Annotated in this window: 16 protein-coding genes; 7 read left to right on the top strand and 9 right to left on the bottom strand. The window is 57.2% G+C overall.

Annotated elements, in window-relative coordinates; genetic code table 11:
• Positions 1-6: 6 nt before the first annotated feature.
• Together HFD97_RS08160 and HFD97_RS08155 are read right to left on the bottom strand one after the other, a co-directional pair.
• A complete protein-coding gene (locus HFD97_RS08160) occupies positions 7-1206 on the bottom strand; it encodes an AAA family ATPase (RefSeq protein ID WP_009092746.1) in 1200 nt (399 codons plus the stop codon).
• 1497 nt (positions 1207-2703) lie between these two features.
• The gene (locus tag HFD97_RS08155; protein ID WP_009092744.1) at positions 2704-3633 is read right to left on the bottom strand and encodes a RepB family plasmid replication initiator protein; all 930 of its coding nucleotides are present in this window, start codon (positions 3631-3633) and stop codon (positions 2704-2706) included.
• Between the two features lie 457 nt (positions 3634-4090).
• Between HFD97_RS08155 and HFD97_RS08150 the strand changes: the two genes are divergently transcribed.
• Entirely contained in the window at positions 4091-5461 is a 1371-nt protein-coding gene (locus tag HFD97_RS08150) for an aldehyde dehydrogenase family protein (RefSeq protein WP_167431748.1), read from the top strand.
• A 3-nt stretch (positions 5462-5464) separates the two neighbouring features.
• Here the strand turns inward: HFD97_RS08150 and HFD97_RS08145 are convergent, their stop codons facing one another.
• Both HFD97_RS08145 and zigA read right to left on the bottom strand, forming a co-directional pair.
• Complete coding sequence (locus HFD97_RS08145) at positions 5465-6643, bottom strand: FAD-binding oxidoreductase (protein WP_167431747.1); 1179 nt, start codon at positions 6641-6643, stop codon at positions 5465-5467.
• A gap of 93 nt (positions 6644-6736) precedes the next feature.
• Positions 6737-7966 (bottom strand): zinc metallochaperone GTPase ZigA, encoded by a 1230-nt coding sequence (gene zigA, locus HFD97_RS08140; RefSeq protein WP_167431746.1) that lies wholly within the window; start codon positions 7964-7966, stop codon positions 6737-6739.
• A 134-nt stretch (positions 7967-8100) separates the two neighbouring features.
• Here zigA and HFD97_RS08135 point away from each other — a divergent pair, with 134 nt between their 5' ends.
• A complete protein-coding gene (locus HFD97_RS08135; RefSeq protein WP_244319763.1) occupies positions 8101-8394 on the top strand; it encodes a hypothetical protein in 294 nt (97 codons plus the stop codon).
• Here HFD97_RS08135 and HFD97_RS08130 read toward each other — a convergent pair whose 3' ends face one another.
• The gene (locus HFD97_RS08130) at positions 8395-8943 is read right to left on the bottom strand and encodes a helix-turn-helix domain-containing protein (protein WP_046102838.1); all 549 of its coding nucleotides are present in this window, start codon (positions 8941-8943) and stop codon (positions 8395-8397) included.
• A gap of 111 nt (positions 8944-9054) precedes the next feature.
• On the opposite strand from HFD97_RS08130, the gene HFD97_RS08125 reads away from it, so the two are divergent.
• From HFD97_RS08125 to HFD97_RS08115, 3 genes are all read left to right on the top strand, one after another.
• Positions 9055-9723: an AzlC family ABC transporter permease gene (locus HFD97_RS08125; protein WP_181161934.1), complete on the top strand. Its 669-nt coding sequence runs from the start codon at positions 9055-9057 to the stop codon at positions 9721-9723.
• On the top strand, positions 9720-10043 hold the full coding sequence (locus HFD97_RS08120) for an AzlD domain-containing protein (protein WP_058957249.1): 324 nt from the start codon (positions 9720-9722) through the stop codon (positions 10041-10043). Before HFD97_RS08125 ends, HFD97_RS08120 begins: the two co-directional genes overlap by 4 nt.
• 99 nt (positions 10044-10142) lie before the next feature.
• A complete protein-coding gene (locus tag HFD97_RS08115; protein WP_167431745.1) occupies positions 10143-10871 on the top strand; it encodes a DJ-1/PfpI family protein in 729 nt (242 codons plus the stop codon).
• Here HFD97_RS08115 and HFD97_RS08110 read toward each other — a convergent pair.
• The 3 genes from HFD97_RS08110 to HFD97_RS08100 are packed head-to-tail and all read right to left on the bottom strand — an operon-like array spanning position 10821 to position 15890.
• Positions 10821-11786, bottom strand: a complete 966-nt coding sequence (locus HFD97_RS08110) for an acyltransferase family protein (RefSeq protein ID WP_167431744.1) — start codon at positions 11784-11786, stop codon at positions 10821-10823. The two genes, HFD97_RS08115 and HFD97_RS08110, sit on opposite strands and share 51 nt — an antisense overlap.
• The gene (locus tag HFD97_RS08105) at positions 11779-14847 is read right to left on the bottom strand and encodes an efflux RND transporter permease subunit (protein WP_167431743.1); all 3069 of its coding nucleotides are present in this window, start codon (positions 14845-14847) and stop codon (positions 11779-11781) included. Before HFD97_RS08105 ends, HFD97_RS08110 begins: the two co-directional genes overlap by 8 nt.
• A complete protein-coding gene (locus HFD97_RS08100) occupies positions 14847-15890 on the bottom strand; it encodes an efflux RND transporter periplasmic adaptor subunit (RefSeq protein WP_244319761.1) in 1044 nt (347 codons plus the stop codon). Before HFD97_RS08100 ends, HFD97_RS08105 begins: the two co-directional genes overlap by 1 nt.
• Here HFD97_RS08100 and HFD97_RS08095 point away from each other — a divergent pair.
• Complete coding sequence (locus HFD97_RS08095) at positions 15811-16218, top strand: hypothetical protein (protein WP_244319789.1); 408 nt, start codon at positions 15811-15813, stop codon at positions 16216-16218. The two genes, HFD97_RS08100 and HFD97_RS08095, sit on opposite strands and share 80 nt — an antisense overlap.
• 227 nt (positions 16219-16445) lie before the next feature.
• A complete protein-coding gene (locus HFD97_RS08090; protein WP_167431740.1) occupies positions 16446-19166 on the top strand; it encodes a cation-transporting P-type ATPase in 2721 nt (906 codons plus the stop codon).
• On the opposite strand, the gene HFD97_RS08085 is transcribed toward HFD97_RS08090, so the two are convergent.
• Positions 19155-20186 carry an AI-2E family transporter gene (locus HFD97_RS08085; RefSeq protein WP_167431739.1) on the bottom strand — a complete coding sequence of 344 codons (1032 nt, stop codon included), beginning with the start codon at positions 20184-20186 and terminating at the stop codon, positions 19155-19157. The two genes, HFD97_RS08090 and HFD97_RS08085, sit on opposite strands and share 12 nt — an antisense overlap.
• Positions 20187-20221: the final 35 nt, after the last annotated feature.

Here is a 20221-nt window from a genome sequence, read left to right as displayed (position 1 = left end):
CAAACCTCAGTTCAGGCGAATAAATTCGATACGGTCGAAAACGGCTTTTGCAAAATCCTCTGCGGCGGAGCGCGCATTTTTCAGGGCTTCGCTGCTGCCAACGTAGGTCGACGGGTTCGCGGAAATGACCGTATCAAAGGATTCACCACAACGTTCAAAACCATCCAGGCGGGGAAGGGCTGCATCTAGCATATCGCCACCAAAAATCTCTTTTGCCAGGCTGTGGCAGAGTTTGTGGTCTGCTTTATTTGAGAGCTTGGACATAAAGCCGATGTTGCCCTGTAAGCGGCAGGTTGCGCCGGAATCTTCAATAATCGCGATCAGCTCTGGCAGGCGAGTCAGATACTTAAGCGTTGAGTGGAAGTCAACCTGGGCCGGAGGAACCGGCGTCATCAGCAGGTCAGAAGCTGCGATGGCGTTCTTGAGAAACGCATCCAGATGCGGCCCGCTGTCGACAAAGATAAAGTCATAATCTTTTTTCAGCTTAGCGATTACGTTGTCATACAGCACGGCGTGAACGTTCTGCTGTGGCAGATGCTCAGCGCAGAGCTCATCCCAGCGCGAAGCGATAAAGGCATCGTCAATCGAGGCTGGCAGCACATCTACACCGGGAATGATTGAAGGAACGATAAATTCATTAACCAGCTCATCCCGTGAGACATTCTGCAGCATCGCCTGTGCAGCCGTCGCCTCCACCAGCCCCACTGAGCGCTCATGGTTCAGAAACATCGTGGCTGAGGACTGCGGATCAAGATCAATAACCAGGATACGCAAGTCTTCAAACAGCAGATGGGGGTGGGCGCGCAGCGCGTGCGCCAGGGAGACGGTAGAAACGGTTTTGGAAACGCCGCCCTTCAGATTGCCGACAAAGAGGGTGTAGGCTTCACCATGGCGGTCGCGATACTTTGGCACGCCACGATGATGATAAATATCGATAATATTCTGGATCGACATGGCGTACTTAACAGACGTCCCTGCGGCGCGTTTATCAAACTGATAGCCACTCTCTTCCATCTCATTAACGGCATAATCGACGCTGGCTCGGGTCAGTTTAGGCAACTTGGCTAACGCCGCCTTGGCATAGACCTGATAATAGGTATTTTCATGCAGTTCCTGCTTCTGCGCCTGAATCTGCTCGGTGAGGCTGAGCAGCATGCGTTCTGAACGCTGTGCAACCTTCATCACCTGCTTGTCGTCGTTAGCCATAGTTGCTCCAGATATGTAGGATTTACGACTTTATACAGAAATCCTGCACATGAGGCAATAAATTATCTTCTCAACATAATCTGCGTTTTTATGTAACAGCACGGGTTATAGTGAGCTTCATCACACTATTGCTGCAGAGCGGAACGATATCGCGCGCTCAGAACCGGAACATTCACTGTAATCAGCACAACGTTCACTGTAATGAGTGAACCGCTTAAGGGTAAGCAGTGCATCATTGCAATGACAGACAAGAGGGAAAAACAGCAGGCACAGGAAGATAAGCGGAAAACATTCACTGTAATCAGCAGCAGCCTAATCACAATGCCGGTAACGATCGGCTGGATGGCGCGCCAGATCAGAATTGTGCAACCTGCAGATATCTGCATCCAGAGGGAAGAGTCGCTTCGTGGCTCAGCCAGCACAAAGCAAAACGTTCACTGTAATCAGTAGCGTTCAGTCTGCCGACGATGACCAGTCTGATGTTCACTGTAATCAGCAAGGGGAGGTTATAGGCAATGTCAGGCAGAGAGGGCAGGGCAAAGATTCACTGTAATCAGCAATAGTCTGCTGACCTTCTTCGCGGAGGGCAAACATGGCGCGGAACAGCAGATAAAAGGTGAAACTGTCACTTCAGCGGCGGATAGCTAACTGCGTGTGGCTGGTAACGTTCACTGTAATCAGCCGGCCCACTGTGGGCTACTATTCACTGTAGTCGGTAGTTGAACAAAGTCCAGGCTGACATTCACTGTAATCAGCAAAAATGTCAGATCCGGTTTGGCTGCTGTAAGGATTAATCAGGGCCCTGCCTGACGCAGTAACTGACAACCTCCCTGAAAAGGTATCTCTGATTTCCCTGCTAACGTTCACTGTAATCAGCAAACAGGAGCAGGAATTGTTTGTTAACTACCGGGCATTCACTGTAGTCAGTACAACGCTTCCGCTCGTCTCCTGATCAGCATGCAAGCTTCAGGCAGGCGTCAGAAACATTCACTGTAATCAGTAGCGGTCACGCAACGTGCCGCAACCCTGTATCACGGCAGCCTTAGCCTTTAACTGTTCACTGTAATCAGTCACGCAACCCTGCTATTCCGGCCCTGGCGGCAGAGGATCACAGCGCGCTGAACCGGTGCATCATCATCACGCTGCTTTAAAGCAGGGAGAGACTCCTGCATTCACTGTAATCAGCAGCAGGTCAAAAGAGGACGGTTTGGAACGTTCACTGTAATCAGTAAACGTCAGCACAGAAAGGATGCCTTGAAATGTATGTGAGTACACACTTTCTTCTAAGGGTCTGAAAAGGTGGAACCTGCAGGAAAAGGATTATCGCTGTTATCGTTCTGAGAGGTAAAAGGCTACTGATTACAGTGAACGTTGCTGAATACAGTGAATGGGTGGTGGTGACTGATTACAGTGAATGGTCAGGAGAGGCTCGCTTCCCACAGGCAGCGGGAAAGTGACACTGCCACGCGGTCTGCTGATTACAGTGAACGCGAGCCGTTAGTCATCAAATTCGATGTCATCCAGGGAGTCGATACTCTCCAGATTGCTGATGCCATCCAGCTTTGGCGTACGGCTGTGGATAATGAAAAAGACTGAGCGACCACGCTTTACTTCTGAATAGTCCAGATAACCAATCTCTTTCAGCTGCTCCATCGCACGTCGTACCACGTGGTTCTGCGTCGTGGTCTTGGAGCCCAGATTCAGGCGCATGCGCAGGCGTGCCAGTGAGATAGGGGCCGGATTGGTGGGCAGACTCTCCAGGAAGGTATAGAGCGCCTGAGCAGACTCCTTGCGCTTCAGACGGGATATCGCGCGCAGCTGAAGCAGGACTTTATGGTCAAAGTTATAGAGTTCGAACAGCTTTGGGTCAGCCTGAATACGCACGATATCTTTTTCACGATCGTAATAAGCAGACTGAACAAGGTGGGTGTGATACGCCTTGCCATTGCCCTCAAAGGAGAGGGTGTTGGTCGCGATACGGCGTAACGACGCGTCCAGGCGCTTACGCAGTGCGGCTGAAGAGTTTGCCGAGGGAATGCCGCACATCTTCACAAAGTCGATAAAGGGGAGTGTGACGGTATCGCCTTTGGTGGGATAACGGGAAAACGACTGAATGATGCCCGCCCAGGTTTTGAAATCGTTATCCATATCCAGCCGCGCGCCGGTAATGGTAATCTTTTCGTAACCTTCGGCTTTCACCAGCGTCAGGTTCTTCAGCTCTTTAGTCGCATCCGTTGAGGCCATCGCACCGGATTTACCGCGTGCCGTCGATTTCAGGGTCGGCACGAACAGTCCCAGACGCATTAAGGCGACCGGCTGAACGGTATTATTCTTGTTGGGATGAAGCTGAATAACTTCACCACTGTTTTTGGTCACTGACAGAAAAGGTTCTAGCAACGCTTTGTTTTCATTGTCTTTATCTGCCATGGCGTAGGATCTTCATTCTGTGGATGAAAGGGATCGTTTTCTGACTACAGTGAACATTAGCACTGTTTACAGTGAACATGCTACCTGGTACAGTGAATAAAGTACTGATTACAGTGAACACTTTACTGATTATAGTGAACGCGATCACCCTTTAAGCCCTTGGTGGGTGCGGCCTGCGACGATCGGGGATCTCTTAGGATCTCTATATGATCTATTAAGGATCGTTTTTTAGGATCGGGTCACTGTATAAGTGGATAACTTCCTCATTCGCTTATGCTTCAGAAGCGTTCAGGCTGCATCTCGTCTCTCTGCACATTTCGCGGCGGAAGCCGGTTCGCAGCAATCCTGCTACCTGCATTCTCGAAAAATAAACAACTTCCTCACTATTATTCATTTTTCATCATCAACTTCAGCGCGTATCGTCTTTTCATCACTGAAAGAATAAGGAAAGGGCACCATGACTGAACATGTACTCTCACGCAATCCGGCAACCGGCGAAATTCTGGCTCGTTATCCTCTTCAGAGCCCTGCAGAACTTGAACAGGCACTGACAAAAAGCGCCTCTGCCTTTGCCCTGTGGCAGCGCAGCAGCATGGACGATCGCGTTCGTGTCCTGCGTCAGCTGGGCGAACAGATCCGACTGCGGGAAAACGATCTCTCCCGCACCATTACCCTGGAGATGGGCAAACCGATTGCTCAGGCGCGCGCAGAGGTTCTGAAATGCGCGAACTTATGCGACTGGTATGCTGAACATGGCCCGGCCATGCTGGCCGATCAGCCAACGCAGGTTGCTGATGCCTGGCAGCGGTTTCGTCCTCTGGGCGTCATCCTGGCGGTGATGCCGTGGAATTTCCCGCTGTGGCAGGTTCTGCGCGGTGCAGTAAGCATGCTGCTGGCCGGGAACACCTACCTGCTGAAACACGCGCCAAACGTCATGGGAAGCGCCACGCTGATGGCGGAACTCTTTGAAGCAACCGATCTGCCAGCTGGTGGCTTTAACCTGATTAACGTCGACAATGATGGGGTCTCCGTCGCCATCAAGGATGACCGGATTGCCGCTGTTGCGGTGACCGGCAGCGTACGGGCAGGTGCCGCTATTGCCGCACAGGCGGGCGCAGCACTGAAAAAGACCGTGCTGGAACTGGGCGGATCCGATCCCTTCATCGTACTGGCAGACGCCGATCTTGATGAAGCCGTGAAATCAGCCGTCATCGGACGTTTCCAGAACACCGGACAGGTCTGTATGGCTGCCAAGCGCTTTATCGTGGAAGCGCCAATTGCAGAAGCGTTTGAAAAACGCTTCACCGCAGCCGTGCAGGCCCTGACCATGGGCGATCCCCTGGACGAAAAGACGTTCCTGGGCCCGATGGCACGCGTCGATCTGCGCGATGAACTGGATGGTCAGGTTAAGGCGACACTGCGTGAAGGCGCCCGTCTGGTACTGGGCGGCGAGAAAGTAGCAGGGGAGGGGAATTATTATGCTCCGACTATTCTTGCCGATGTTACGCCTGCCATGACCGCTTTCAGAGAGGAGCTGTTCGGCCCCGTCGCCGCCATTGCGGTCGCACGCGATCCACAACATGCACTGGAGATCGCCAACGACAGCGACTTTGGCCTCAGCGCCACCGTCTGGAGCGGTAACGAAGCGATCGCCGATCAGCTGGCGCTGCAGCTGGAAGTCGGGGCCGTCTTTGTGAATGGCAACGGCGCATCCGATCCGCGTGTCACCATCGGCGGCGTGAAAAAAAGCGGCTACGGCCGTGAACTGTCACATTTCGGCGTACATGAGTTCTGTAACGTCCAGACCGTGTGGAAGAATCGCCGCTAAGCGTTACTGTGCAGCCGGAAGATAGGCAGGTGCGGGTCTGGAACCCGCACTGAGCGGACGCAGCAGCCGATGCGGAGCAAAAGCACTCAGCATCGGTGAAGCTGTTCCGCTCAGCATCGCCTCTGCCACCAGCCTGCCCAGCAGCGGGGCAAGGGTCATCCCGCTATGGCTGACCATCAGGTAGACACGTGAAGCATCACTGATATACCCCAGCGCAGGTAGTCCATCGGACGGCCGCGACCGCTGTCCCGTTGCTATCCGCTCAATCCTCGCGCCCTCACACTGCCTGAAAAGCCGCTGCAGGCGTCGCAGCATCTCTTTTCCAATCAGCCCATCAGGAGAAGCCGGACGGGCCGGATCGGCGTGCTGATCCAGATCCAGTGCCTGCAGCATCAGACGACCCGCGCCATCCGGCCGTACATTCAGTTCCGGCGTAATCAGATTGCAGTTGAGCGAGACAGGTAACGGCTGTGTCTGTGCCAGAAAACTGCAGGCAACAGGATCGGCCCGGTTCGCATCGGTCATCGCCAGTTGCAACCCGCACTGGCTCATCAGTTCCGGTGCCCAGCGGCCGGAGGCCAGCACCAGCTGATCCCCCTGCCAGGTTTCACCGCTGGCCAGGGTCAGCTGAACATCGCGGTCTGATTCGGACAGCGTGGTCACCTCATTGTTGCAGACCAGCTGGCCACCACTGGCCCGCAGGTCGGCTATCAGAGAGGCGATAAACAGGCCCGGATAGAGCAGGCATTCCGAAGGAAAAAACCATCCCTGCTGAATGCGAGGATCGAGTCGAAGCTCCGGCAGTGCGCTCAGCAGCGCGGCACGATCGCGGGTTTCGACGGGATAGCGCAGGGCGGAGAGTTTCGCGGCTCGCTGCTCCAGCTGACGCTGAGTGGCTTCATCGCTCGCCCACTCCAGCGTACCGGTTTCCAGCAGCCACTGTGGCGATGACGGGTGTGCAGCCTGCCAGCGCTTGTGTTCGTCAATCGCAGCGGCATTAAGCTCATGGTAACGGGCGGGATCTTTGCCGTTGGCGTTAACCCAGGCATAGCTGATCTGGCTGGTGCCGCAGCCGGGAAGGTTTTTATCAAAGACCGTCACCTGCGCGCCGCGGCGGGAGAGCGACTGCGCGACGGCTAAACCCAGCACGCCGGCACCGATAACGGCAATACGTTGTGGCATAGTTGGCTTCCCCGGAATGAAGATCGGCGGGCGAGGGTCGCCCGCCGGGTCAGTTCACTATTACGGAGCCCGGAAGTGCCGTCAACTCTTCTGTCAGGCCGTCACCTCATCAAACCAGGCGGGCACCGGATCGGGCAGGGTGACCCACTGCTCCGGTCCCATCGCCATCTCCTCAGGGGTCAGCAGCGCCTGTTCCAGCGCGTCCCGTATATGTGCCTCGTCCATCTCAATACCGATAAAGACCAGCTCCTGACGTGCATCCCCGACGCCTTCCTGCCACTGTTCAGCGATGAAGTTAAGGGTGTCCGCATCCTGCGGCCAGTCGGATCGTGGCACGCTGGCCCACCAGCGTCCGGCGTAACCCTGGCGCGCTACCGCACCCGCCTGCGACCAGAGCGCCGCATAACCCGGCCGGCTGGCGAGCCAGAAATACCCTTTAGAGCGGATCACGCCCTCCAGCTGGTGATTGACCACCTGCCAGAAGCGCGCCGGATGAAACGGACGACGGGCGCGCCAGGCAAAACTGCGAATTCCATACTCTTCTGATTCCGGCTGATGCTCACCGCGCAGCGTCTGCAGCCAGCCGGGAGCCTGCGCGGCCCGGTCGAAATCGAACCGGCCGGTGTCGAGCAGCGACGCCAGCGGAACCTGCCCGAATTCGCTGTTTACGATGCGGGCATGGGGATTGAGGGCCCGCAGCATGCCCTGCAGCTGATGCAGCTCCGCCGGGCTGAGCAGATCCGTTTTGTTCAGCACCAGCAGATCACAGAACTCGATCTGATCCACCAGCAAATCCACCACCGCGCGCTCATCCTGCGCGCCCAGCGACTCGCCGCGCGACTGCAGATCGTCCACCGAACGGTAGTCGCGCAGGAAGTTAAAGCCATCCACTACGGTGATCATACTGTCCAGCCGGGCATAGGCGGAGAGGCTTTCACCCTCTTCATCCTCAAACGTAAAGGTTTCCGCCACGGGCAGCGGCTCCGAAATACCGGTGGATTCAATCACCAGATGGTCAAAACGTCCCGCCTGAGCCAGCCTTTTTACCTCTACCAGCAGATCTTCACGCAGCGTGCAGCAGATGCAGCCGTTACTCATTTCAACCAGTTTTTCATCGGTGCGCGACAGCTGCGCACCGCCGTTACGCACCAGGGCCGCGTCAATATTCACTTCAGACATATCATTGACGATGACCGCGATGCGGCGTCCTTCCCGGTTGTTGAGAATATGGTTAAGCAGGGTGGTTTTACCGGCACCGAGAAAGCCGGAGAGAACCGCAACGGGGAGACGCGGATCGTCTGATGTCAGGGTGGAAAGTGGCATAGTATTACCTGTAATGAGTGACCAATAGATATGTTATAACATAACATTTATGGCGCTGTTTTCAACCGGGACGCCAAAAAAGGAGAGGTCATGCAACAACTCACGCTCGTTCCGCGTCTGATGCCTGAAGTCAGGTGTGGCGAAAAACCTCGACGGTGCGCTGGCAGGAGAGCGGGATCGTCACCGGTCCGTTGAGGCTGGTAAATCAGCAGAATGCGGCGGACTCGGTGGTGGTGTGGGTGACGCGGATAGATACCCTGCGGTTATCCGATGTCGCCGCCGCACTGGGAAAAGAGGCAGAGTGGCCGGATGCGGTGCTGCTGGCGGGGATGCGTGAGCACTATCCGGCCATCACGCTGGCGTGTCAGGTGCAGCTGATTACCCACCTGACGCCCGAACAGAGTCAGCCTCTCCTGACCGCAGGGTGATCAGTGATTCTCAATAATCATCATCGCCAGCGTATCCGCTTCCAGTGCGCGGAAAAGATGAGGTTCATCACCCGGATAGGTAATGTAATCCCCGACGTTCAGTTCGACCGCCGTATCGACCGGCCCGACCAGCGCCCGGCCGCGGGCAATAATAATGTGTTCGACCGTATTGGGATTATGCGGATGTGAAACGCGCTCGCTGCCGGGCTGAACTTCCAGCAGGTAGATATCACGCCGGGCACCGGGAGGACAGGAAGCCAGTAAAATGGCCTGATAATCGGCCAGCTCAGCGGTCACCGACAGGCCTTCTCCACGGCGGATCACCTGCAGCTGACGGGTGTCCGGCTCCATCAGGCGCGAAAAGGGGATGTTCAGTGTCACGCAGAGTGACCACAACGTTTCGATGCCGGGATTGCCCACACCGGCCTCCAGCTGTGACAGGGTCGATTTGGCAATCCCGGCACGGCGTGCCACTTCGGCCAGCGACAGGCCTGCCCGCTGACGTTCCCGCACTAATGCACTGGCGATAATGCTGATAGGGGTATTCACTTGCACTCCTGACAGATGCACTGTTTTTTATATCGAACGAAACGTTCGACTTGTAAATCGATTATAACGTGTTCATTATATCGGATTATATGTTCATTATGAGAGGGAGTGATGCTTTTTCCGCACATGCAGGTTCTGGACAAGGGGGTAATCAAAGCGATCTTTCTTGTCTGCGTCGCTGACGGTATTGTCGGTTTATCCTATGGCTCGCTGGCGTCTGCCGACGGATTCCCGCTCTGGGTGCCGCTGGCCCTCTCAACGCTGGTGCTGGCAGGGGCGTCAGAATTTCTGTTCATCGGCATCGTAGCCGGCGGAGGCAGTCCCTTTACCGCTGCCGCGGCGGGCCTGCTGGTGAACGCGCGTCACCTGCCATTTGGCATCGCGGTCAAGGATCTGGTGGGTCAGGGACCACGGGGCTGGTTTGGCTGTCACATTATGAACGATGAAAGCGTAGTCTTTGGCATCTCTCAGCCGCAGCTGGCTCAGCGGCGCTGCGCATTCTGGCTGTGCGGCATCGGTATCGGACTGATCTGGCCGATCACCGTGATGACCGGGGCGATGATTGGTCAGTTCATCCCCGATATTTCGGTCATCGGGCTGGATGCGGTGTTTCCGGCGATTCTTATCGCTCTGATCTTCCCGGCGCTGCGGCAGCGACGCACCCGGATCCCCGCCACCGTTGGCGCGCTGCTGTCACTGGTGGCGACGCCGCTGGTACCGGCAGGCATGCCGGTGCTGTTTTCGCTGCTGGGCCTGCTGACATGGAGATCGCGCAAATGACGCATCAGGGAACCCTCATCGCAGGCATCGCCCTGCTGGCCGCCGGCACCTGGCTGATGCGGTTTGCCGGTGTCAGGCTGGGCAACCGTCTTCCTATCAGTGAGCGCTCACAGCAGATGCTCTCCGATGCTGCGACCATCCTGCTGCTGGCGGTGGCGGCGACCACGACGCTGTTTGAAGGTCACCATTTTGCCGGGGTGGCCCGGGTAGCCGGAGTCGGCTTTGCCCTGCTGTTAGCCTGGCGTCGGGCACCGCTGATTATGATTATTCTCGGAGCGGCGGCGATGACGGCGCTGCTGCGGTTTCTCGGTGTGCCCTGACGACGCGGGCCTCCTCAGACCGAAAAAAGGGGCGGGACGTTGTATTCGGGGCTGGGATCGCGGCATGATGATCCCTTATCTCCTGACAGGAAGTTTTCTATGCCTCGTCCGTTACAGATAGGTCTGCTGCTGTTCCCTGAACTCACCCAGCTTGATTTGACCGGTCCCTGGGAAGTCTTTGCGCGCACGCCGGGCGTGGCGTGCCATCTGATCTGGAAGGATACTCAGCCGGTGCGATCCGATCGTGGCCTGTCGATTGTACCGACCACCACCTTTGAAGCCTGCCCGCCACTGGATGTGATTTTCGTGCCCGGCGGGCCGGGTCAGATTGCGTTGATGTCGGACAAAGAAACGCTGGACTTCCTCCGGCAGCGAGCCGGTGAGGCGCAATGGGTCACCTCGGTCTGCACCGGTTCGCTGGTGCTGGGGGCCGCCGGATTGTTACAGGGCTACCGGGCCACCTCACACTGGAGTTCCCTCGATCAGCTGGCTCTGCTGGGTGCGCAGCCGGTGAGTGAGCGGGTGGTACGGGACCGCAATCGCATCACCGGGGCAGGCGTGACCTCCGGCATCGATTTTGCCCTGACGCTGGTGGCGGAGATTGCAGATGACGCGACAGCCAGAGCGATTCAGCTGCAGATGGAATACGATCCTGCGCCGCCCTATAACAGCGGTTCTCCGCAGAGTGCTCCCCCTCAGGAAGTCGAAGCAGCCCGGACGAAGATGGCGACGTTTATCGCCACGCGCCGTGCGGCCACCGAAGCGGCAGCAGCGCGGCTACAGGCTGATCAGTTTGCGCACGCCGGGGATACGCAGCAGCAGCAGTGACACTGTCATGCTGAATATCAGGGTCAGGGCGATAACCAGCAGCTTATCGCCCAGCGTCTCAATGCGGATCGCTGCGGCCAGCAGTCCAAAAATCAGATAGTGCAGGATGTAAACACCCGTCATGGTCTTTCCCAGCGTGGTCAGCAGCGGCGTCACCCACCGGACGCGCGCCGGCAGCCGGATGGCGTTGATGCTGATGACGATCAGTACCACCAGCAGATAAACCTGTGAACCGGTCAGCAGCACCTCGTTGCTGGTCGCCAGGAAACGCGCAATAAAGTAATACCGCTCGTAGAGCCAGGTAAACAGGTAGACCGCAGGCAGCAGCAGCAGGCTGGTTTTTATCACCCGCGGTGAAGTGAAAAAGGGCATGACCGCCGGTGCGGCCATCAGCCGGCCCGACAGGTAGTAGAGCACCCATGTCCAGATGCGATACTGCGGCGGCAGCGATAAAAAGCGCCTCTCCGGTGAGAGACTGGCAAGCAGGTCATAGGTAAACGCAAAAATCAGCAGCAGAAAAATGAGTGACGCCATCACGCCCGGCCGCCGGACCAGCCGGTCGATCAGGGGATGCGACACATAAATCACGATCAGCGCGATCACAAACCACGGCTGAATCAGATACCCCTTGTGATGCATCCCGGCAAGCCAGAAAAAGCTGAACCAGAAGAGAAAGATCAGCAGAATGCGGCGAATCTTGCCGAGCTGCCACGCGGGGGTATGTTGCTCACCCGCATCCATATAGCCGCTGAGCAGAAAATAGAGCGGCGTGGCGATGGTGGAGACGAAGCTCAGCACGTTGAGCGTCAGGCTGACATCGTAGTAGTACCGGTCGTAACTCTGATAAAGCGTAAAAAACGACACCGCCGTGATGCAGGCCAGCGTCTTCAGCATCGCCAGCCCGCTCTTATTCACCCTGCGCCTCCTGCTCCCGACCGTGGAAGCAGCGATAGAGTACCGGCAGCACCAGCAGCGTCAGCACGGTGGCGAATCCCAGGCCGAAGATAATCACCACCGCCATGCTCTGGAAAAAAACGTCGCGCAGCAGCGGCAGCAGACCCAGCACTGTGGTGAAGGCGGTCAGCATGATAGGGCGCAGGCGTGACGTCGCCGCATCAGTAATCGCCTGCTGCAAGGGTTTCTCCTGACGGAACAGCCGGATCTCTTCAATCAGCACGATCCCGTTGCGGATCAGCATACCCGACAGACTCAGCAGGCCAATCAGCGCCATAAAGCCAAACGGAATACCGGTAAGAAGAAAGCCACAGGTCACGCCAATCAAAGCCAGCGGCACCGTAATCCAGATGGCCACGGCGTCGCGCAGCGAGTTGAACATCAGCACGGTAATGATGAACATCGCCAGGAAGCCCACCGGCAGCGAACTGAGCAGGCCGCTCTGCGCTTCACGCGAGCTCTCCAGCTCGCCACCCCATTCCAGCCGGTAGCCCGCGGGCAGTCTGAGCTGATCGATCTGGGGCCGGACCCGGGCCACCACCTGCGCGGCGGTCAGCCCCGAAGCCGGATCGGGATCGGTCTGCACGGTCAGCACGCGCGTCCGATCGCGACGCATAATCAGCGGATTTTCCCACGCCAGCCGGAAGTCAGTGATCACATTGCTCATTGGCACAAAGTGCTGGAGGGCGCTGCTCCAGAGCTGGATATTCTCAATATGATCGACGCTCTGCCGCTCCTCATCGGCGGGGTAGAGCATCACCGGCATCAACCGCGAACCGTCACGGAAAAGGCCTACCGCGTCACCGCTGAAATTCATCCTCAGCGCCTGGTCAATATCCCGCTTATCAATGCCCAGCTCCTGCCCGCGCAGCGCCGAATAGAGCGGACGGAGCACCTTGCTGCGCTCCTGCCAGTCGTTACGCGCCGGGAAGGCTGAGCCATCAGCCAGGAAAATCGCATCCAGCTGGCTGCCGATATGACGCAGGACTTCAGGATCGGGGCCAATGACCCGCAGTGCGATCGTGCTGTCGCTGGCGCTGCCGAACTGAATGCGCTTAATGCGTGGCCTGACCTGCGGATAGTTTTGCTGGATAAACCTCTCGGTTTTCAGCGACAGCGCCTCCATCTGCCTGCCATCCTTCACCCGCACCATAATCTGAGCGAAGTTGCTGTACTGGCGTGCAGCGTCATAGGTTAGCGTAAAGCGCAGCGCGCCCTGACCGACGGTAGCTACCGTCGCCGCGACGCCCGGTTGCTGATTGATGAAGCGCGCAATGTCCGCTGCCGTATCGGCGGTGTAGTGAATATCGGTGCCGTAGGGCAGCCAGAGATCGGTAAAAAAGATCGGCGTGCCGGAGGAAGGAAAGAAGTTTTGCTTCACCAGGGTAAAGCCATACAGCGACAGGGCTAACAGTGCCACCATCACCGTCAGCGTCGTCAGGCGAAAACGCAACAGACCACCCAGCGCCTTGCGATAGAGCCGGAAAACCACCCCCTGATAAGGCGCAGAGGCGGCGTTCTGCTCAGGCTGAATCGCACCCCGCCGCCGTTCACTCCAGTGGATAAACGCTGGCGTCAGGGTCAGCGCAGTTATCCAGCTCAGCATCAGGGAGATCAGCAGCACCTGAAACAGCGATTTGCAATATTCACCGGTGGAATCCTGCGACAGTCCAATCGGCGCAAAGGCAAGAATCGCGATGACCGTGGCACCCAGCAGCGGCAGGGCACTGCGACGCACCATGCGGGCAACGGCCTGTTGCAGAGGGCGGCCGCGCTGATGATCGATCTTTATCCCTTCTACCACCACAATGGCGTTATCCACCAGCATGCTGAGTGAAATAATCAGCGCACCCAGCGACACCCGCTGCAGCTCGAGGTTAAAAAGAAACATGATCAGAAGCGTACCGAGCACGTTAAGTGCCAGCGAGGCGGCAATCACCATGCCGCTGCGCAGGCCCATAAACAGCAGCAGCGTGCCCACCACGATGGCCAGCGCCATCAGGAAGTTGAGGATAAAGCCGTCGACCGACTGCCTGACTTCGTGCGCCTGGTTATAGAAAACCTTTAGGCTGATCCCCACGGGGGTGTCCTGCTGATCCTGCTTCAGCTTCGCGGTGAGGGCATTGCCGACGTCGATCACATTGACGCCTGGCGCTAACGAAACGCCAATCGCCAGCGCCGCTTCCCCGTCAGCAAAGTAGAGGTTGGCCGGATTATCGGTCACGCCGCGTGTCAGGGTCGCGATATCACGCAGATGGAGATTCTGCGGACTGCCAGCGGGCAGAAGGGGCAGATCAGCCAGATCGTCAGGCGTCACCAGCTCGCCAGTGGGATGAAAGCGGATCGACTCGCTCTCAACCCGCAGCGCACCGGCACTGGCCACGCCATTGTTACGGCTCAGCAGGTCCGCCACGCGCTGCGGCGTTATGCCGTAAGCGGTCATTTTGCTGGTGGAGAGCGCGATGCGGATCTCCTCCTGCTCAACGCCTGCCACCGCCACTTTCGCCACACCCGGCACCAGTACCAGATCGCGGCGCAGCTGATCGGCGTAGTTACGCAGCTCGCTGTTGGTAAAGTCTTTGCCGTGGATGACGAAGAAGTAGCCATAGACGTCGCCAAAGTCGTCGTTGACCAGCGGCGCCTGCACGCCAGGGGGAAACTGCCGGGCCGCATCGCCGACACGGCGGCGCAGCTCATCCCAGATTTGCGGCAGCTGATCGGCCAGATAGCGGGGGTGAATATTTACGGTAATCTGCGACAGGCCGTTGCCTGAAATGGAGGTGACGTTGTCCAGATAAGGCAGGCGTTGCAGCGCATTTTCCAGCGGCAGCGTCACTTCCTCCTCCACCTGCTGCGCGGATGCGCCGGGATAGTGGGTGACAATCACCGCCGACTTAATGGTAAACAGCGGATCTTCGAGCCGGCCGATGTTCAGCAGAGCATAGAGACCGCCCACGCCCAGCAGCAGAATAACCAGCCAGATGCGGACGGGCTTATCAAGAAAATGCGCCTGAATCCCCATTATAACCCCCGCTCACGTTGCCAGATGCGCACCGCTTCACCCTGGCGCAGCTCCTCCACACCGGCGGTGACAATTCGGTCGCCCGGCTTCAGCCCGCTCAGGATCTCGATGCCCTGAGCGGTGAGGCGGCCCGTGGTGACCGGCCTGTCAGTGACGCGCAAGCCGTCGCCCGCTTCGTCGACCAGCCAGACGTGCGGTTGATTCGTCGGGCTGCGATCCGGATTGAAGACCGCCGCCACCGGCACCACCAGCCGCTGCTGGGCGGCGGCATTCGGCAGATTATGCAGCCTGACGCGAACCGAGCCGCTGAGGCCGCTGACGCCCGGAAGATCGGCCGGACGCGGCATGGTCAGCACCACCTGCCAGGTCAGCGTCGCGGCGTTGGTCTGGCTGGTGTGCTCTTTGTACTGCGCGGTAAAAATGCGGCCCGGCAGGGCGTTAAATTGCACTTCAGGCTGATAGTGACGGTTCTGAACGTCCAGTGCGGAGAAGAGGGTTTCCGGCACGGTAAAGATAACGTCCAGCAGATCGGATCGCGTCAGCAGCGCAATGGGTTGACCGGCGGCCACCACCTGATGATTTCGCGCCTGCACTTTTGCTATCACCCCGTCGAACGGCGCGCGCAGGGTGAGAAACTGCAACTCTTCCTGCGCGATTTTCAGGGCCGTCGCGGCGGTGTCGCGGTTCGCTCGCTGCACGTCCATCTCTGACTTCGACACGGCGCTGCGCTGCTCCAGCGTGCGGAAACGCTGAAACTGCCGCTCTGCCAGTTGCAGCGCTGTCTGCCGGTCCCGCACCCGCAGCTTCGCATCGGCATCGTTCAGGCTGGCAAGAACCTGTCCCGCTTTCACCGCGGTGCCATCCCGGATATCGAGCTGAATTAACTGGCCCGGCCGTTTAAAGGCGAGATCGGTATTATCTCCGGCCTGAATACGCGCAGGAAAGACCCGGATATTTTGCGCCATGTCCGATTCAAGCGTAAAAACTTTAACGACGCGGGGCGGCGGCGCTTCCGGTTCTTTTTTTTCATCGCACGCTGTCATAAAAAAACAGCAGAGAAAAACAGAGATAACTTTGCGTTTAATCATTGTCTTCGCCTTAGCTGCAGATATTTCACGGCGGCACGATAAACATGAAGACGTAATTCGCCCTGATGCTTTTCGCAACCGGGATAAAATAAGTTTTGATATTCACTGTCTGCGTTTACCGCAACGGCAACAGGTTTGTGAATCTGTTTTATGCCGCCAGCTGCCTCACCACCAGCCAGGTCAGGAGGCCTGTCAGCGTCGTGGCGGTGACCGCGAAAATAACGAAACCGCAAAGCATGATAATGCTCTGTTTTTTCATCTGCGTTTCCTTTTTCAAGGCTGAATATAAGCCGAAGCACACTGCCTCAGATGACTTAAACCGTAGTTAAACGAAAAGCATCTTGTCATTCTCATAATATAAGTCAGATTTAATTTTGCCCGTTTATGTTATCCATCGGACGTTTCTTACCTAAATATGATATCGGTCATAACCGACGTGCAAGACTTCCCGCAAAATGCGTGCCTTTAATTGCGCCTTTAATTCATCGCTAAATGGCACGAGGTTTATATATGCTAAATAATGATAAGCAGGATAAAGCATCAGCTTTATCTGAGCGCCCCTGGTATCAGCGCAGTGTGACAGAGATATTTTCTGATCTGAAAAGCTCGCCCGCCGGATTATCGACTGCCGAAGCGCAGGAACGTCTGCGGAAGCAGGGCCCGAACGCGCTGCCGCAAAAGGCTGACCAGTCTGCGCTGCTCAAATTCATCGCCCATTTTAAAGATGTTCTGATCTATATCCTGCTGGCGGCGGCGGTGATCACCGCGATGATGGGGCACTGGGTGGATACCTTTGTCATTATTGGCGTGGCCGTGATTAACGCCCTCATCGGCTTTGTTCAGGAGAACAATGCCGAGAAATCACTGAAAAGCATCCAGAATATGCTCGCCAGCGAAGCGATGCTGATTCGGGATGGCAAACAGGTCACGGTGCCGACGCGCGATATCGTGGTGGGTGACGTGGTCATGCTGCGGCCTGGCGATAAAATTCCGGCCGACCTGAGGCTGTATGAAGTGAATAACCTGCGGGTTGAAGAGGCAATTCTCACTGGCGAATCGACCGTGGTCTCAAAAAACAGCGATACGCTCAGCGGCGAAAAATCGCTGGGGGACCGGCTGAATCTGGCCTTCTCCGGCACCACCGTCAGTTCCGGTACTGCATCAGGCGTGGTCATTGCCAGCGGCGGCGACACCGAACTGGGCCATATCAACGCGATGATCAGCGGCATCAGAGAAGCGAAAACCCCGCTGCTGGTGCAGATCGATAAACTTGGTAAGGCAATTTTTCTCATCATCCTGGCGATGATGGTGGTGCTGTTTATCTTTGGCTATCTGCTGCGGGATATCCCGCTGGGCGAACTGCTGCTCTCCGTGATCAGCCTGGCCGTCGCTACCGTGCCGGAAGGTCTGCCCGCCATTATCTCGATCATCCTGTCGCTGGGCGTCCAGTCGATGGCGCGATCCAATGCGATTATCCGGAAATTGCCGACCGTGGAAACGCTGGGCGCCATGTCCGTGATCTGCTCCGATAAAACCGGCACGCTGACCATGAATGAGATGACCGTGAAAGCGGTGGTGCTGGCAAAGAGCCGCTGGCGTGTCAGCGGCAACAGCTACGAACCCAAAGGGGAGATCGTGGCGGAGCAGGGCAGTGTGAATGCGGCGCAGGACCCCCTGTTCCAGCAGTTCCTGCAGGCGGTCGATATCTGTAACGAGAGCCAGCTGCGTCAGGACAGTCAGGGACACTGGACCATCGTCGGTGGCCCGACCGAAGGGGCGCTCAAGGTGCTGGCGGCCAAAGGCCTGACGACCCCGCAGCCGGTGGAAGTGGTCAGCAAACTGCCGTTTGATTCCCTCTACAAATATATGTCCGTCAGCTGTGTGGTTAATGGCGAATCCTGGGTGCTGCTGACCGGCGCGCCAGATGTCCTGCTGACGCTGTGCCAGCAGCAGCAGACCCCGGACGGCCCGGAACCGATTGATCGCGCATACTGGGATGCGGCCATTACCACCTACGCCAGTGAAGGGCTGCGCACCGTCGCTGCCGCCTGGAAGAAAACCGCCGCTCCCGTGACGTCGCTGGATCACGCCGATCTGAAAAGTGAGATGGTTCTGCTGGGGCTGGCCTGCATGATGGACCCGCCTCGTCCGGAAGCCATTGCGGCCATTGATGAGTGCCAGAAAGCAGGCATCCGCGTCAAAATGATCACCGGCGACCATCAGGAAACGGCGATGGCGATTGGTCAGATGCTGGGGATCGGTAACAGCCAGGCCGCCATCACCGGTTATGAGCTGGAGCATATGAACGACGCCGAACTGGCCACGGCCGCGAAAACCTATGACATTTTTGCCCGCACCAGCCCGGAACATAAGCTGCGTCTGGTAAAAGCGCTGGAGGCGAGCGGGGAGATCGTCGGGATGACCGGCGACGGCGTGAACGATGCCCCCGCCCTGAAACAGGCTAACGTGGGCATTGCGATGGGCATCAAAGGCACGGAGGTCACCAAAGAGGCGGCCGATATGATTCTGGCTGACGATAACTTCGCCACCATCGCGGCGGCGATCAAAGAAGGGCGTCGGGTTTATGACAACCTGAAAAAGACCATTCTGTTTGTCATGCCAACCTGTATGGCACAGGGGCTGCTGATCATCATTGCGATTCTGATGGGCAATCTGCTGCCGTTAACGCCGGTTCAGATTCTGTGGATGAACATGGCGACCTCGGCCACGCTGTCATTTGGTCTGGCGTTTGAGCCTGCCGAAGCTAACGTGATGCGCCGGCCACCGCGCAATGTTAAGGCCCACGTTATGGATGTCTACGCCATCTGGCGCGTGGTCTTTGTCAGCCTGCTGATCGCGGTCAGTGCTTTTGTGCTGGAAGCCTGGCTGCAGCCGCGCGGCTATACCCCGGAGTTTATCCGCACCGTGCTGCTGCAGATGCTGGTAACGGCGCAGTGGGTCTATATGCTGAACTGCCGTAACACCGATGGCTTCTCGCTGGATCGCGGTCTGCTGAAAAACCGGGGCCTCTGGCTCGTCACGCTGGTGCTGATTATCCTGCAGGCGATCATCATTTATGTGCCTCTGATGAACACGCTGTTTGGTACCCGCCCGCTGCCGATCAACTACTGGCTGATTTCGCTGCTGGTCGGCATCGCCATTTTTGCCGTGGTAGAGATTGAAAAACGTCTCACCCGCAGCTGGCGGGTGAAAACGCCGTCACTGCGTTAACTCAGAAATCGGGTCCTGCCGGGGATAACTCGCCAGCAGGACTTTTTTGATTAGAAAGGTCAACGGAATGGCCAGTATCCCGCCGGTAATCCCCAGCAGCGACTGCCAGAACAGAAAGGCCAGCAGCTGCGTGGTCAGTGCCAGATTCAGTCGCTTGCCAATCAGCAGCGGTTCAATCACCGAACTCAGACAGAGATTCAGCACCACAAAGAAGAGGGCTACCGCCAGCGCGACCTGCAGATCGAACAGGAGATAGCTCTGGATCACGGGCGGAATGGCCGCCAGAAACGAACCCAGCACCGGCACGTAGTTAAAAATGAACATCAGCACGCCCCAGAAAAAGGCAAACTTCAGCCCGATCAGATGTGCGCCGGCACCCACGATCACCCCACCCAGAATGCTGGTCAGGGTTTTCACCCGGGCATAAATAATGACGCTCTGAATCCCCTCATGTAACGCCAGATAAAAGGCCCGTTGCTCTCCCTGCATACGCCGTTGCAGCGCATTTTTCAGCAGCGGCATCTCATAGAGCATAAACAGCAGCATCAGGAACACCATAATCCACCAGGAGATCACGCCCGGGATCTGCGTCAGAAAGGCGGTGACGATACGTACTATCGCCCCCGCATCCACAAAGGCCAGTAATCTGTCGGGGGTGACCGCAATATCCAGCCGGGCAAAAGCCAGCGTCAGCTGATCCAGTCGGGCGGCCAGCAGCACCGGCGCCTGACGACTGAGCTGCATCAAATCCGGTGTCAGCACCGAGAGTTTCAGGGTAGTGATGACCATGATAAACAGCATCAGGCTGATCACCAGCAGTGACGAGACGATGCGGGGGATGCGCTTTTTATCCAGCCGGGTAATCAACGGGTCAAGCATGATAGCCAGCAGCATCGCCAGCAGAACCTGGTTGATGAGCGGAGCGGCCAGATAGAGGCCTGTCAGAATAAGGGTCAGGCAGGCGAGCATAAACAGCACGCGTGCCAGCGGTGACCCGGGAGTGAACCAGCGTAGTCCCATGATGGGGCTCCTTCAGCTAACAGAAGCAGCAGTAT

The organism is Pantoea sp. EKM103V (assembly GCF_011800365.1).
GTDB lineage: Bacteria > Pseudomonadota > Gammaproteobacteria > Enterobacterales > Enterobacteriaceae > Pantoea > Pantoea anthophila.
The sequence above is the reverse complement of the archived record's forward strand: the minus strand, read 5'-3'. Positions and strand labels throughout refer to the sequence as shown.

Coding starts and splice junctions, on each gene's coding strand:
- HFD97_RS08160 (WP_009092746.1), bottom strand. CDS start 1,206: ATGGCTAACGACGACAAGCAGGTGATGAAGGTTGCACAGCGTTCAGAA.
- HFD97_RS08155 (WP_009092744.1), bottom strand. CDS start 3,633: ATGGCAGATAAAGACAATGAAAACAAAGCGTTGCTAGAACCTTTTCTG.
- HFD97_RS08150 (WP_167431748.1), top strand. CDS start 4,091: ATGACTGAACATGTACTCTCACGCAATCCGGCAACCGGCGAAATTCTG.
- HFD97_RS08145 (WP_167431747.1), bottom strand. CDS start 6,643: ATGCCACAACGTATTGCCGTTATCGGTGCCGGCGTGCTGGGTTTAGCC.
- zigA (WP_167431746.1), bottom strand. CDS start 7,966: ATGCCACTTTCCACCCTGACATCAGACGATCCGCGTCTCCCCGTTGCG.
- HFD97_RS08125 (WP_181161934.1), top strand. CDS start 9,055: ATGCTTTTTCCGCACATGCAGGTTCTGGACAAGGGGGTAATCAAAGCG.
- HFD97_RS08120 (WP_058957249.1), top strand. CDS start 9,720: ATGACGCATCAGGGAACCCTCATCGCAGGCATCGCCCTGCTGGCCGCC.
- HFD97_RS08115 (WP_167431745.1), top strand. CDS start 10,143: ATGCCTCGTCCGTTACAGATAGGTCTGCTGCTGTTCCCTGAACTCACC.
- HFD97_RS08105 (WP_167431743.1), bottom strand. CDS start 14,847: ATGGGGATTCAGGCGCATTTTCTTGATAAGCCCGTCCGCATCTGGCTG.
- HFD97_RS08095 (WP_244319789.1), top strand. CDS start 15,811: ATGTCCGATTCAAGCGTAAAAACTTTAACGACGCGGGGCGGCGGCGCT.
- HFD97_RS08100 (WP_244319761.1), bottom strand. CDS start 15,890: ATGACAGCGTGCGATGAAAAAAAAGAACCGGAAGCGCCGCCGCCCCGC.
- HFD97_RS08090 (WP_167431740.1), top strand. CDS start 16,446: ATGCTAAATAATGATAAGCAGGATAAAGCATCAGCTTTATCTGAGCGC.
- HFD97_RS08085 (WP_167431739.1), bottom strand. CDS start 20,186: ATGGGACTACGCTGGTTCACTCCCGGGTCACCGCTGGCACGCGTGCTG.